This is a genomic window from Streptomyces sp. SAT1 (assembly GCF_001654495.1).
GTDB lineage: Bacteria > Actinomycetota > Actinomycetes > Streptomycetales > Streptomycetaceae > Streptomyces > Streptomyces andamanensis.
This window is the reverse complement of record NZ_CP015849.1, coordinates 1,002,420-1,014,838: the sequence shown is the minus strand read 5'-3', so window position 1 is coordinate 1,014,838 and position 12,419 is coordinate 1,002,420. Positions and strand designations below refer to the sequence as shown.

The window sequence follows — 12,419 nt, the reverse complement described above, 5'->3', positions numbered from 1 at the left end:
CCCTGGTGGCCGTGGCGGTCCCGGCGGGTTCTCAGCCGCCGGTGGGTGTTCCGTGCAGGCGGACCGTGGCGAGGACCTTCATGACGGTCGCCTCGGGCACCTCGTCCTTGACGCCCTTGACCCCGTAGAAGTTCCAGGACACGAAGTCGCCGTTGGAGTTCTTGAAGCCGAAGGTGAGCGCCTTCCCGTCGGTCGCGCACTTGCCCTTCATCGGCGTCTTCGTCGACTGCGCCCAGGCGATGCTGCCCTGGATGCCCGAGGTGGTCTTGAAGGGCTTGGCCTTCTTGTCGAACGTGAGGCTCTTCTTGTCGGGCTGGGTGAAGCCGCCGTAGACCCACCAGGGCACCGTGTTCACGGCGACCTCGTCGGTGTTCTTCGCGCCGTCGGCGCCCTTGACGCCCGCCGTGGCCAGGGACGTGTCCTCGGTGCGCCCGTCCTTGTCGTCGTCGGACGTGCACCACTTGGACTTGTCCTGGGCGACTCCGGACATGACCGCGAGCAGCTTGCCGGTCTTGTGGTCCTCGAACCCGACGCCGACACCGGGGGCCTTGACCTCCCAGTCGGCGGGCACGTCGAAGGCGACGCCCCACTTCGGGTTGACGACCACCTTCCAGCCCGCGACCTGCGGCTTCTCCGTCTCGTTGCCCCGGGGGTTGTCCTCCGTCGGGTCGACGGTGGGATCGTTCTGCGTGGCGGAGGAGGCCGGGGCGGAGACCGAGGGGCTCGCCTTCTGGTCGGTGGACCCGCCGTCCGCCTTGTCGTCCTTCTTGCCCCCGAGGACCAGGAACCCGGTCACACCGGCGGCCACCACGACGGCCGCCGCCGCGACGATGGCGACGACCTTCGTCCGGTTCCCGCCACCGCCGCCGCTCCCGCTGCCACCGCCGACCGGCGGCTGCGGCGGCATCGGAGCGCCCCACTGCGGCTGCTGCGCAGGAGGCGGCGGCTGCTGCGCATAGGGGTTGGGCTGCTGATAGCCCGGCTGCTGATACGGATTCGGCTGCTGGTACCCCGGCTGCTGGTACGGGTTGCTCTGCGGGTCCTGCGGGTTCTGCTCGCCCCCGGGCGGCTGCTGTCCTGGCCACATGGGCAGTAACCCTAGGGCGCCGGGGACACGATTCGGTCACCGGCCCTTGTCAGGGACGTACCAGAAAGCGGACGGCGGGGCGGCTCCCGCTCTGGTCAGAGTGCGCTACTCGTGAGTAACCTTCTGGCCATGAGCGCAGATCAGATGTCCATAGGCGAACTGCTCGCCGCCACGGTGCCGATGGTTCGCACCCTGAACCTCGAGTACCTGGAGACCACTCCGGAGCGGGCCGTCCTCGCCCTGCCGGACCAGGAGGAGTACCGCAACCACGTCGGCGGGCCGCACGCCGGGGCGATGTTCACCCTCGGCGAGTCGGCCAGCGGCGCCATCGTCCTCGCCGCCTTCGGCGACCAGCTCTCCCGCGCGGTGCCGCTGCCGGTGGACGCGCGGATCGCCTTCAAGAAGATCGCCCTCGGGCCGGTGAAGGCCACCGCGACCCTCGGCCGCCCCATCGCCGAGGTCGTCGCCGAACTCGACGAGGGCAAGCGCCCCGAGTTCCCGGTGGCCGTCGAGATCCAGCGCGAGGACGGCGCCGTGACCACCGAGATGACCGTGGTCTGGACGCTCCGCCCCAACAGCTGACCGTCGGCGCGGCCCCGGCCGCCAGGCGGCGAGAGCGCCGTCGCCGGCCGGAGCGGCGCCGCCTGCGGACGCCCGCCCTGGCGGCCGGTGTCACGCCCGGCGGCCGGGGCGCTCGCGCGCGGAAGCCGGAAGCGCCGGCCGACCCGGTACGCTTCTTGAGGGGCGCGCTTTCGGGGGGCGCCTCTCGGGAACGCACGTGACGCGAGACGCGCGTGACACGAAACGGGGAGGATCCGGCGGTGCACGTCCAGGATTGGCTCGACACGGTGCCTGCGGCCGCCGTCTACGCCGTGGTGGCGCTGGTCATCGGCCTGGAGAGCCTGGGCATTCCGCTGCCCGGCGAGATCGTCCTGGTCTCCGCCGCGCTGCTGTCCTCGCAGAACTCGGGCATCAACCCCATCGTGCTCGGCGCGTGCGCCACCGCGGGCGCGGTCGTGGGCGACTCCATCGGCTACGCCATCGGCCGCAAGGGCGGCAGACCGCTGCTCGCCTGGCTCGGGAGGAAGTTCCCGAGGCACTTCAGCGAGGGCCATGTCGCCACCGCCGAACGCTCCTTCCAGAAGTGGGGCATGTGGGCCGTGTTCTTCGGCCGCTTCGTCGCCCTGCTGCGCATCTTCGCCGGCCCGCTCGCCGGTGTGCTGCACATGCCGTACTGGAAGTTCCTGATCGCCAACGTGCTCGGCGGCATCTGCTGGGCGGGCGGCACGACGGCCGTCATCTACTACGTCGGTGTCGTCGCCGAGTCCTGGCTGAAGAAGTTCTCCTGGCTCGGCCTGGTGGCGGCCGTGCTCATCGGCCTCGTCTCCTTCCTGGTGGTCAAGCGCAAGGCCAAGAAGGCGCAGACCGCCCACCAGGAGAGCGAGACGGCGGAGCCGGTCGCCGCGGGCGAGTAGCACCGTCCCGCCCTTCCGCTCCCTCCCCGCCTCCGGGGTCCCGGGGCTCTAGCCCTCGGCGCCGCCCGCCGGTTCCCGCCGTGCGTGGGCGTCGCGGTGCGTGTGGGCGTCGCGGTGCGCCTTCGCCAGCTCCGCGTACATCGTGCCGTTGAGCGTGATCCCCTGGCGCTCCTCCTCCGTCAGCTCCCGCCTCACCTTGGCGGGCACGCCCGCGACCAGCGAGCCCGGCGGCACGCGCATGCCCTGCGGCACCAGCGCCTGCGCGGCGACCAGCGACCCGGCGCCGATGACCGCCCCGTTCAGCACCGTCGCGCCCATCCCGATCAGGCAGTCGTCCTCGACCGTCGCACCGTGCACCACCGCGTTGTGCCCGACGGAGACGCGCGCGCCGACGCTCACCGGGAAGGTGGGGTCGGCGTGCAGGGTGCAGTTGTCCTGCACATTGCTGTCCGCGCCGACCGCGATCCGCTCCACGTCGCCGCGCAGCACCGCGCCGTACCAGACACTCGCCCCCGCGCCGAGCACCACCTCACCGATCACCGACGCCGAAGGCGCCACGAACGCCTCCGCGTCCACCTGTGGCTCCCGGCCGCCGATGCCCATGACCAGCGCCTCGCGCGTCATCCTCGTCCCGCCTTCCGCTGCCGTCCGCGGCCTCCTCGGGGCCGGGTACCCGGGCACCGTACGTCATCCGGTGGGGTGAAGATCACAGGTGTCCGGCCGCGTGCGGGCGATGGGGCCTGAGTACGGTGAGCGGGTGCCTCAGCGCAAGAACACGTTCTCGTCATGGTCGTCGTGGTCATCGTGGTCGTCCCGGTCTTCGTTCCGGCCGCGCCGGATCGCGCAGCGCGCCGTCCACGCGGGCTGGGCCTGGGTGCAGCGCACGGGTTCCGTCACCGCGGAGCACCCCGGTCGGCTCCGCTTCGGTGCGATGGGAACAGGTACCAGACTGGCCTTCCCGCTCGGCACGGTCTTCGGCGAGCCCTGGATCCACCTCGGCGCCCACTGCATCGTCGGCGAACAGGTCACGCTGACGGCCGGCCTGATGCCCGACCTCGACCTGGGCCGGGAGCCGATCCTGCGCATCGGCGACGGCGTCGTCCTCGGCCGCGGCAGCCATGTCATCGCCGACACCACGGTCACCATCGGCAGCGACTGCTACTTCGGCCCCTACGTCTACGTCACCTCCACGAACCACTCCTACGACGACCCGCACCAGCCCATCGGCAAGCAGTGGCCGCGGATGGAGCCGGTGGAGATCGGCCCGGGATGCTGGATCGGCACCGGCGCCGTCGTCCTGCCGGGCGCCCGGATCGGCCGGAACGTGGTGGTCGCGGCCGGGGCGGTGGTCCGTGGCGAGGTGCCCGACCACGCGGTCGTGGCCGGAGCGCCCGCCCGGGTCGTACGCCGCTGGACGCCCGCCGGGGGCTGGCAGCCGCCGCTGCGGACCCCGGCACCCGTGCCGATACCGGACGGCGTCACTCCGGAGCAGCTGCTGGCGCTGGCGTCCCTGGCGGAGGACACCGCGGCCGGTCCGCTCGCCGGGCTGGACGCGGAGAGCTGACCGGCGGAGCGCCGGCCGGGCATCGGAGGGGGAGCGGCCGCGACGGCGGAGGGCGGCCGACCGGACGGCCGACGGGCCGGGGAGTGCTGTCGCGGTGGCCTCGCAGTACAGTTCGGCGGACGAGCGGGTGCACTCCACCGTAGTTCGGTGCGGTAAACCCTGACATTCATCATATTGGACGGAATGTGTCGGACCTCGAACTGCTGACCCAGTCCCTGGCGCGCAACGTCAGACGCTGGCGCGGCGAGCGCGGCTTCACCCTGGAAGCCCTCGCCGCCCGCGCGGGCGTCAGCCGCGGCATGCTCATCCAGATCGAGCAGGCCCGCACCAACCCCAGCCTCGGCACCGTCGTCAAGATCGCCGACGCGATCGGGGTCAGCATCACCACCCTGCTCGACTACGAGCGGGGCCCCAAGGTCCGGATCGTCCCCGCCGACCAGGCGGTCCGTCTCTGGCACACCGAGGCGGGCAGCTACAACCGGCTGCTCGCCGGCGCCGAGGCGCCCGGCCCGCTGGAGATGTGGGAGTGGCGGCTGACGCCGGGGGAGTCCAGCGCCTCCGATCCGCATCCCGGCGGCACCGTCGAAATGGTCCATGTCACGGCGGGCGAACTGACGCTCACCGTGGACGGCACGGAGTACCGGGTGCCCGCGGGCGCGAGCGCCTCGTTCGAGGCGGGCGCCCCGCACGCGTACGCCAACACCGGTGCCGTTCCCATGGAGTTGGTGATGGTGGTGTCCGTACCGCCGCCCGCCCACTGAGACGTCCGGCGGACCGTGCCGGGCCCTTGCTAGCGTGCCGCCATGCGTGCACCCATCGGAGACTTCGACCACGCCGTCCCCGCCCCCGACTTCCTCGACGAACTGATCGGCCCCGTCGCCGACGCCGTGCGCCACTGGCGCGGCAGCGTCCCCGCCGACCAGATCGTCCACGTCGACACCGACCCGCAGTGGGCCGACACCGCCGCCTTCGTCGAGCACTACGGACGCGAGCTGCTCGAACAGTCGGCGAACTGCGTGGTGGTCGCGGGCAAACGCGGCGGCACCTCGCGGCTGGCCGCCTGCGTGGTCCTCTCCACCACCCGCGTCGACGTCAACGGCGTGGTGCGCCGTCAGCTCGACGCGCGCAAGGCGTCCTTCGCGCCGATGGACGTCGCCACCGGCGAGACCGGCATGGAGTACGGCGGCATCACCCCGCTCGGCCTGCCCGAGGACTGGCCCGTCCTGGTCGACTCGGCCGTCGTCGACCTGCCGTACGTCCTGGTCGGCAGCGGCCGGCGGCGCGGCAAGCTCCTGGTGCCGGGCAAGGCGTTCACGGAGATCCCGGGGGCCGTGGTCCTGGACGGCCTGGGCGTCTGAGCGGCGGAGCCGGAGACGGGGCGGTGCCGGGCTCAGGGGCCCGGCGCCGATCCGCGCACGGTCCTAGCGCGCCTGCTCCAGGCGCGGGATCTCGATCGCCGGGCAGCGGTCCATGACCATCTCAAGACCCGCGGCCCGGGTGCGCGCGTACGCGGCCTCGTCGACGACGCCGAGCTGGAACCACACCGCCCGCGCGCCCTCGGCGACCGCCTCGTCGGCGACCTGTCCGGCCAGCCGGCTGTTGACGAACACATCGACGACGTCCACGGCGAAGGGAATGTCCGCCAGCCGGGCGTAGCCCTGCTCGCCGTGCACGGTCTCCGCCGCCGGGTGGACGGGGACCACCCGCTTGCCGAACCGCCGCAGCACCTCGGCGACGCCGTACGCGGCCCGGTCCCGGTTGTTCGACAGGCCCACGACGGCCCAGGTGTCACCGAGCCCGGTCAGGATCCTGCGCACCGTCTCCGCATCGCCGTACACCACTGTTCTCCTCACACCTCGGGAAAGGGCCGCTCCCGCCTCGGGGAGGGCGCCACGGACGCGGCAACGCCGCGGCCGGGCCGCGGATTCCCCGGCCGGGTTCCGCCACACCGTCCGCAATGTGGGCCACATGCCTGCGCCCGGCCCCTCGGACCCTTACGCTCGGCCCGTGCTGCGCATCACCGACGCCCGAACCGGCGAGCCCGTCGACGCCGCCCCGGCCCGCCGCGGCCTGACCCGTATCGAGGCGCACGCGTCCGGCTTCGACGCCACCGGCCTGCGCGTGCTCCTCGTCGCCGACCTGCTCGTCCGCGCCCTGGAACTGGGCGGGACACCGGTGTGGGCCCTGCTGACCGGTGACCGGGAGCAGGCGGAGCTGCGGGCGGGCGCCGCGGCCCTCGGCATCCACCCCTTCGAGGACAGCAGGGGCCTGGGCGCCGCCCTCGGCGAGGCACAGGTGGTGCATGTGGCCCGCGAGGACGACGACGGCGCGACCGGCGGCGTACGGCTGGCCGTCGCCCCCGTGGACGCGGCGCTCCCCGTCACACCCGCCCCCGGCGGCGACCCCGCCGCCTGGCGCCTGGCGCTCCTCGCCCAGCCCCGCACCCGGCGCGTACGCCTGGACGCGGACACGCTGGACGAGGCCGGCGCGACCCTCGCGCGCTGGCGCGGCGCCGTCGCGGACTGGGCCCGCCGGCCCTCGCGGCCGATCCCCGACGACGTACGCGCCGAGCTGCGCGCCGCCTGGGAGGACGACCTCGACATCCCGGCGGCGCTCGGCGTGCTGGAGCGGGCCGCGTCCCGCCCCGACCTGCCCGACGGCGCCCGCTTCGAGACGTACGCCTACGCCGACCGGCTGCTCGGCCTCGACCTCGCCCTCGCCGTGGGGCGCGGCGCGTGATCGTCCGCCCGGCCGCCGGACCGCTGCGCCGTCTGGTGGTGCTGCGGCACGCCAAGTCGGCCCGGCCCGAGGGCGTCGCCGACCACGAGCGCCCGCTCGCCGTCCGGGGCCGCCGGGACGCGCCGGCCGCCGGGCGCGCGCTCGCCGAGGCCGGCACGCTGCCGGACCTCGCCCTGTGCTCCACCGCCCTGCGCGCCCGCAGGACCTGGGAGCTGGCCGCCGCCCAGTGGGGCACCCCGCCGCCCGTGCGGTACGAACCGAGGCTCTACGCGGCGGACGCGCCCCGCCTCCTGGAGGTGGTGCGCGAGGTGCCGCCCCACGTCGAGACGCTGCTCCTGGTGGGGCACAACCCGGGCCTGGAGGACCTGGTCCGCGACCTCGCCGGGGACGGGCTCGACGACACGCTCGACCGGCTCCGGGTGAAGTTCCCGACGTCCGCGATCGCCGTACTGTCCTGGCGCGGCGCGGGCTGGCCCGCGCTCACCCCCGGAGCGGCCCTGCTGACCGCCCTGCTGGTGCCTCGCGGCCCGCGGTCCTAGCCTCGGCAGCGCTCCGCCCCGTGGCCGGGGGCGGGCGGCGTCCGCATAGGCTGGCCGGATGCAGGACGAGTACCGCACAGTCGCCCGAGCCGGCGTCCACGAGACCGAGATCAACCGCTCGCGCTTCCTGTGCGCGCTCGCCCCGGCCGCCGACGAGCGGGAGGCGCAGGAGTTCGTCGCCGCGGTCCGCAGGGAGCACGCCGACGCCACGCACAACTGCTGGGCCTATGTGATCGGGGCCGACGCCGGCACCCAGCGGGCCAGCGACGACGGCGAACCGGGCGGCACCGCGGGCGTGCCCATGCTCCAGATGCTGCTGCGCCGGGACATGCGGTACGTCGTCGCCGTGGTCACCCGCTACTACGGGGGCGTGAAGCTCGGCGCGGGCGGTCTCATCCGGGCCTACGGCGGCGCGGTGGGGGAGGCGCTGGACACCCTGGGCACCGTGACGCGCCGCCGCTTCCGGCTGGCCACGGTCACCGTCGACCACCAGCGGGCCGGCAAGGTGCAGAACGACCTGCGGGCCACCGGGCGCGCGGTGCGCGACGTGCGCTACGGCGAGGCCGTCACCATCGAGATCGGCCTGCCGGACGCCGACGTGGAAGCGTTCCGGTCCTGGCTGGCGGACGCCACGGCCGGGACCGCCGGGTTCGAACTGGGCGGCGAGGCCTACGGCGACGCGTGAAAGCTCACGCGACACAACGGGCATGTGATGACAAAGGGGGACGAGCAGTGCCGGGCGTGGCGGGCCGATACGGGCATGAGCACCCGTGCTGTCGGACCCGGCGGCTAGTCTTCGGGGATCATGAGGTTCCTGCACACTTCCGACTGGCACCTGGGCCGGGCGTTCCACCGCGTGAACATGCTCGAAGCGCAGGCCGCCTTCGTCGGCCACCTCGTGGCGACCGTGCGTGAGCGCGAGGTCGACGCGGTGGTCGTGTCGGGAGACATCTACGACCGCGCGGTGCCGCCGCTGGCCGCCGTCGAGCTGTTCGACGACGTCCTGCACCGCCTCGCCGCCCTCGGCGTGCCCACCGTGATGATCAGCGGCAACCACGACTCCGCCCGCAGGCTCGGTGTGGGCGCCGGACTGATCGGCCGCGCGGGCATCCACCTGCGCACCGAGCCCGCCGCCTGCGGCACCCCCGTGGTGCTGCGGGACGCCCACGGCGACATCGCCTTCTACGGGCTGCCGTATCTGGAACCCGCCCTGGTCAAGGACGAGTTCGGCGTCGCGAGGCCGAGCCACGAGGCCGTCCTCGCCGCCGCCATGGAGCGGGTGCGCGCCGACCTCGCGGGCCGCGCGCCCGGCACCCGCTCCGTCGTCCTCGCACACGCCTTCGTCACCGGCGGCGAGGCCAGCGACAGCGAACGGGACATCACCGTGGGCGGCGTCGCCGCCGTCCCCGCGGGCGTCTTCGACGGCGTCGACTACGCGGCCCTGGGGCACCTGCACGGCAGCCAGACCATCACCGAGCGGGTGCGCTACTCCGGCTCGCCGCTGCCGTACTCCTTCTCGGAGGCGGCGCACCGCAAGAGCATGTGGCTCGTCGACCTGGACGCGGCCGGGACGGTCACCGCCGAGCGCGTCGACTGCCCCGTCCCCCGCCCGCTGGCCCGGATCCGGGGGCCGCTGGAGGACCTGCTCGCCGACCCGGGCCTCACCCACCACGAGGACTCCTGGGTCGAGGCCACCCTGACCGACACCGTCCGCCCGGCCGACCCGATGGCCCGCCTCGCCGCGCGCTTCCCGCACACCCTCAGCCTGGTCTTCGCCCCCGAGCGGGCCCCCGACGAACCGGACGTGTCCTACGCCCGCCGCCTCGCGGGCCGCAGCGACGAGCAGATCGCGCGGGACTTCGTCGCCCACGTGCGCGGAGCGGGACCCGACGCGCACGAACAGGCGGTGCTGCGCGACGCGTTCGACGCGGTGCGCGCCGACGACGCCGGACGCGAACGCGAGGCGGCACGGTGAGCCCCCGCCGCGCCCCGAGGTGCCCCGGCGGACCGGAGGGGGCCCGATGAGGCTGCACCGGCTCGACATCACCGCCTTCGGCCCCTTCGGCGGCGCCCAGAGCGTCGACTTCGACGCCCTGTCCGCCGCCGGGCTGTTCCTGCTGCACGGCCCCACCGGCGCCGGCAAGACCTCCGTCCTGGACGCCGTCTGCTACGCGCTGTACGGATCCGTGCCCGGAGCCCGGCAGAGCGCCCAGGGCGCCACCCTGCGCAGCGACCACGCGGCCGCAGGCACCCGCACCCAGGTCACCCTGGACGTCACCGTCGCCGGGCGGCGCCTGGAGATCACCCGCCTGCCGCCCTGGGAGCGCCCCAAGAAGCGCGGCACCGGCACCACCGTGGACAAGGCGCAGACCTGGCTGCGCGAGTACGACGCGACGGCGGGCGCCTGGAAGGACCTCAGCCGCTCCCACCAGGAGATCGGCGAGGAGATCACCCAGCTGCTCGGCATGAGCCGCGAGCAGTTCTGCCAGGTCGTGCTGCTGCCGCAGGGCGAGTTCGCGCGGTTCCTGCGCGCCGACGCCGAGGCCCGCGGCAAGCTGCTCGGCCGCCTGTTCGACACCCAGCGGTTCGCCGACGTGGAACGGCGCCTCGCCGACCGCAGGCGCGCCACCGAGGCCCAGGTCCGCGAGGGCGACGCCGCGCTGCTCGCGGACGCGCACCGCATGCAGCAGGCGGCCGGCGACGCCATGGAACTGCCCGCCCTGGCACCCGGCGACCCCGGCCTGGCCGAGGCCGTCCTGACCGCCGCGGCCGTCGCCCGCAGCACCGCCCGGGAGCAGTTGACCGTCGCCCACTGCCGGCTCACGGCCGCCGAGACCGCGCGCGCCGCCGCCGTGCGCACCCTGGACGACGTACGCGAACGGGCCCGGCTGCAACGCAGGTTCGCCGAGGCGCGGCAGCGCGCCGAACGGCTGGACGAGCGGGCCGGTGCCCACCGCGCGGCGCAGGAGCGGATGGAGCGGGGACGCAAGGCGGAGACCGTGGCGCCCGCCCTTGCGCTGCGTGAGGCAGCCGACGCCGAACACCGCCGGGCGACCGCCGCCGACGCACGCGCGCGTGCCCTGCTGCCCGAGGACAGCGCCCAGGCCGGTCCGGCTGGGCTCGCCGCCGCCGCGCGCCGCGCCGCCGAGGAACTGGGCGGCCTGGAGTCGGCCCGCCGCGCCGAGCGCCGCCTGACCCACCTCGCCGCCGAACGCGCCGAGGTGGACCGCCAGGCCCGCGCCGACGAGGACCAGCTGCACGACGCCGAGGGCTGGCTCGCCGGCTGGGACACGGCCCGCGCCGCCCTCCGGGCCCGTATCGAAGCCGCGCAGGAGGCGGCCGGCCGGGCCGAACAGCTCGCCGTGCGCCGGGAGTCCGCGCGGACCCGGCTGGAGGCCGCCCGCACCCGCGACCGGCTGACCGGGGAGGCCGCACAGGCGCAGCGGTCCGCCCTGGACTCCGCCGAGCACGCCGTACGGGCCCGGAACCGCTGGCTCGACCTGAAGGAACAGCGGCTGAACGGCATCGCCGCCGAACTGGCCGCCGGGCTCACCGACGGCGCGCCCTGCGCCGTCTGCGGCGCCACCGAGCACCCCGCGCCCGCCCGCAAGGTCGCCGGACACGTCGACCGGGCGGCCGAGGAGCGCGCCCAGACCGACCACCAGGACGCCGAGGAACAGCGCGCGCGGGACGAGCGCCGCCTCGCCGCCGTACGCGAGGCGCTGGCCGCCGCCACCGCGGAGGCGGGCGACGCGCCCGCCGCCCAGCTCACCGGGGAGGCCGCCGAGCTGGAGCGGCTGTTCACGCGTGCGCGGGGCGAGGCGTCCGCGCTGCACGCCGCGCAGGTGGAGCTGCGCACGGCCGAGGAGGAGCACGGCCGCCGTCTGGCCGTGCTGCGGCAGGCCGAGGTCCGCGCCGCCGCCCGGCAGACCCGCAGGGAGAACCTGGACCGCGAACGCGCCGCCCTCGAAGCGGAACTCGCCGAGGCCCGGGGCGGCGCGGGCAGCGTCGCCGCACGCGCCGCCGAACTGGAGCGGCACGCCGCCCGCCTCGCCGAAGCCGCCGACGCGGCGCGCGCCGCCGAGGAGAGCGCCGAACGCCTCAAGGACGCCGACGGACGGCTCGCCGAGGCCGCCTTCCGGGCCGGCTTCGAGACCCCGCGCGCCGCGTCCGACGCCCTCCTCGACGACGCCGCCCACCGCGACCTCCAGCACCGCTTGGACGCCTGGCACGCCGAGGAAGCGGCCGTCCGCGCCGTGCTCGCCGAGACCGACACGGTGGCCGCCGCCGGACAGCCGCCCGCCGATCTCGCCGCGGCGCAGGCCGCCGCGGAGGCGGCCGGGCGGCGGCTGCGCGAGGCCGCCTCCGCGCGGGACGCGGCGGCCCGCCGCTGCGCGGAACTCGACCGGCTCTCCGCACGGGCGGCCACCGGCGTACGCCGGCTCGCACCGCTGCGCACGCAGTACGACCGGGTGGCCCGGCTCGCCGCGCTCACGGCGGGCACCTCCGCCGACAACGAACGCCGGATGCGGCTGGAGTCCTACGTCCTGGCCGCCCGCCTGGAGCAGGTGGCCGCCGCCGCCACCGCGCGGCTGGGTCGCATGTCCTCCGGCCGCTACACCCTGGTCCACTCCGACGACCGGGCCGGACGCGGGCGCAGCGGCCTCGGGCTGCACGTCGTGGACGCCTGGACCGGCCGTGAGCGGGACACGGCCACCCTGTCCGGCGGCGAGACGTTCTTCGCGTCCCTCGCCCTCGCCCTCGGCCTCGCCGACGTCGTCACCGACGAGGCGGGCGGGGTCCGGCTGGACACCCTCTTCATCGACGAGGGCTTCGGCAGCCTGGACGACCAGACCCTCGACGAGGTCCTCGACGTCCTCGACTCCCTGCGTGAACGTGACCGCAGCGTCGGCATCGTCAGCCATGTCGCGGACCTGCGCCGCCGCGTCCACGCGCAACTGGAGGTCGTCAAGGGGCGGTCGGGGTCGTCCGTGCGGCAGACCGGCCTCGCCTGA

Annotated in this window: 13 protein-coding genes; 10 read left to right on the top strand and 3 right to left on the bottom strand. The window is 75.0% G+C overall.

Annotated features, from left to right (window positions below):
• Window positions 1-31 precede the first annotated feature (31 nt).
• Window positions 32-1,087, bottom strand: a complete 1,056-nt coding sequence (locus A8713_RS04365) for a hypothetical protein (RefSeq protein WP_064531506.1) — start codon at window positions 1,085-1,087, stop codon at window positions 32-34.
• Between the two features lie 144 nt (window positions 1,088-1,231).
• Here A8713_RS04365 and A8713_RS04360 point away from each other — a divergent pair, with 144 nt between their 5' ends.
• Window positions 1,232-1,669, top strand: coding sequence for a DUF4442 domain-containing protein (locus A8713_RS04360; protein WP_018571151.1), 438 nt, complete (start codon window positions 1,232-1,234; stop codon window positions 1,667-1,669).
• Between the two features lie 239 nt (window positions 1,670-1,908).
• Window positions 1,909-2,562 (top strand): DedA family protein, encoded by a 654-nt coding sequence (locus A8713_RS04355; protein WP_064531505.1) that lies wholly within the window; start codon window positions 1,909-1,911, stop codon window positions 2,560-2,562.
• A 48-nt stretch (window positions 2,563-2,610) separates the two neighbouring features.
• Here the strand turns inward: A8713_RS04355 and A8713_RS04350 are convergent, their stop codons facing one another.
• A complete protein-coding gene (locus A8713_RS04350) occupies window positions 2,611-3,186 on the bottom strand; it encodes a gamma carbonic anhydrase family protein (RefSeq protein ID WP_064531504.1) in 576 nt (191 codons plus the stop codon).
• Between the two features lie 133 nt (window positions 3,187-3,319).
• Between A8713_RS04350 and A8713_RS04345 the strand changes: the two genes are divergently transcribed.
• The 3 genes from A8713_RS04345 to A8713_RS04335 all read left to right on the top strand — a co-directional run bounded on the left by A8713_RS04345 (window position 3,320) and on the right by A8713_RS04335 (window position 5,484).
• Complete coding sequence (locus A8713_RS04345; RefSeq protein WP_064537227.1) at window positions 3,320-4,126, top strand: acyltransferase; 807 nt, start codon at window positions 3,320-3,322, stop codon at window positions 4,124-4,126.
• Window positions 4,127-4,311: 185 nt separating this feature from the next.
• Complete coding sequence (locus A8713_RS04340; RefSeq protein WP_064531503.1) at window positions 4,312-4,887, top strand: helix-turn-helix domain-containing protein; 576 nt, start codon at window positions 4,312-4,314, stop codon at window positions 4,885-4,887.
• A gap of 42 nt (window positions 4,888-4,929) precedes the next feature.
• Window positions 4,930-5,484, top strand: coding sequence for a YbaK/EbsC family protein (locus A8713_RS04335; protein WP_064531502.1), 555 nt, complete (start codon window positions 4,930-4,932; stop codon window positions 5,482-5,484).
• Window positions 5,485-5,547: 63 nt separating this feature from the next.
• Here A8713_RS04335 and A8713_RS04330 read toward each other — a convergent pair whose 3' ends face one another.
• A complete protein-coding gene (locus tag A8713_RS04330) occupies window positions 5,548-5,964 on the bottom strand; it encodes a CoA-binding protein (RefSeq protein ID WP_064531501.1) in 417 nt (138 codons plus the stop codon).
• A 130-nt stretch (window positions 5,965-6,094) separates the two neighbouring features.
• Between A8713_RS04330 and A8713_RS04325 the strand changes: the two genes are divergently transcribed.
• From A8713_RS04325 to A8713_RS04305, 5 genes are all read left to right on the top strand, one after another.
• Window positions 6,095-6,865, top strand: a complete 771-nt coding sequence (locus A8713_RS04325) for a hypothetical protein (RefSeq protein ID WP_079158834.1) — start codon at window positions 6,095-6,097, stop codon at window positions 6,863-6,865.
• Window positions 6,862-7,404, top strand: a complete 543-nt coding sequence (locus A8713_RS04320) for a SixA phosphatase family protein (RefSeq protein WP_064531499.1) — start codon at window positions 6,862-6,864, stop codon at window positions 7,402-7,404. Before A8713_RS04325 ends, A8713_RS04320 begins: the two co-directional genes overlap by 4 nt.
• A 58-nt stretch (window positions 7,405-7,462) precedes the next feature.
• Entirely contained in the window at window positions 7,463-8,089 is a 627-nt protein-coding gene (locus tag A8713_RS04315) for a YigZ family protein (RefSeq protein WP_064531498.1), read from the top strand.
• 120 nt (window positions 8,090-8,209) lie between these two features.
• Window positions 8,210-9,379, top strand: a complete 1,170-nt coding sequence (locus A8713_RS04310; protein WP_064531497.1) for an exonuclease SbcCD subunit D — start codon at window positions 8,210-8,212, stop codon at window positions 9,377-9,379.
• Between the two features lie 46 nt (window positions 9,380-9,425).
• Window positions 9,426-12,419 (top strand): AAA family ATPase, encoded by a 2,994-nt coding sequence (locus A8713_RS04305; RefSeq protein WP_064531496.1) that lies wholly within the window; start codon window positions 9,426-9,428, stop codon window positions 12,417-12,419.

Coding starts and splice junctions, on each gene's coding strand:
- A8713_RS04365 (WP_064531506.1), bottom strand. CDS start 1,087: ATGTGGCCAGGACAGCAGCCGCCCGGGGGCGAGCAGAACCCGCAGGAC.
- A8713_RS04360 (WP_018571151.1), top strand. CDS start 1,232: ATGTCCATAGGCGAACTGCTCGCCGCCACGGTGCCGATGGTTCGCACC.
- A8713_RS04350 (WP_064531504.1), bottom strand. CDS start 3,186: ATGACGCGCGAGGCGCTGGTCATGGGCATCGGCGGCCGGGAGCCACAG.
- A8713_RS04335 (WP_064531502.1), top strand. CDS start 4,930: ATGCGTGCACCCATCGGAGACTTCGACCACGCCGTCCCCGCCCCCGAC.
- A8713_RS04325 (WP_079158834.1), top strand. CDS start 6,095: ATGCCTGCGCCCGGCCCCTCGGACCCTTACGCTCGGCCCGTGCTGCGC.
- A8713_RS04315 (WP_064531498.1), top strand. CDS start 7,463: ATGCAGGACGAGTACCGCACAGTCGCCCGAGCCGGCGTCCACGAGACC.
- A8713_RS04310 (WP_064531497.1), top strand. CDS start 8,210: ATGAGGTTCCTGCACACTTCCGACTGGCACCTGGGCCGGGCGTTCCAC.
- A8713_RS04305 (WP_064531496.1), top strand. CDS start 9,426: ATGAGGCTGCACCGGCTCGACATCACCGCCTTCGGCCCCTTCGGCGGC.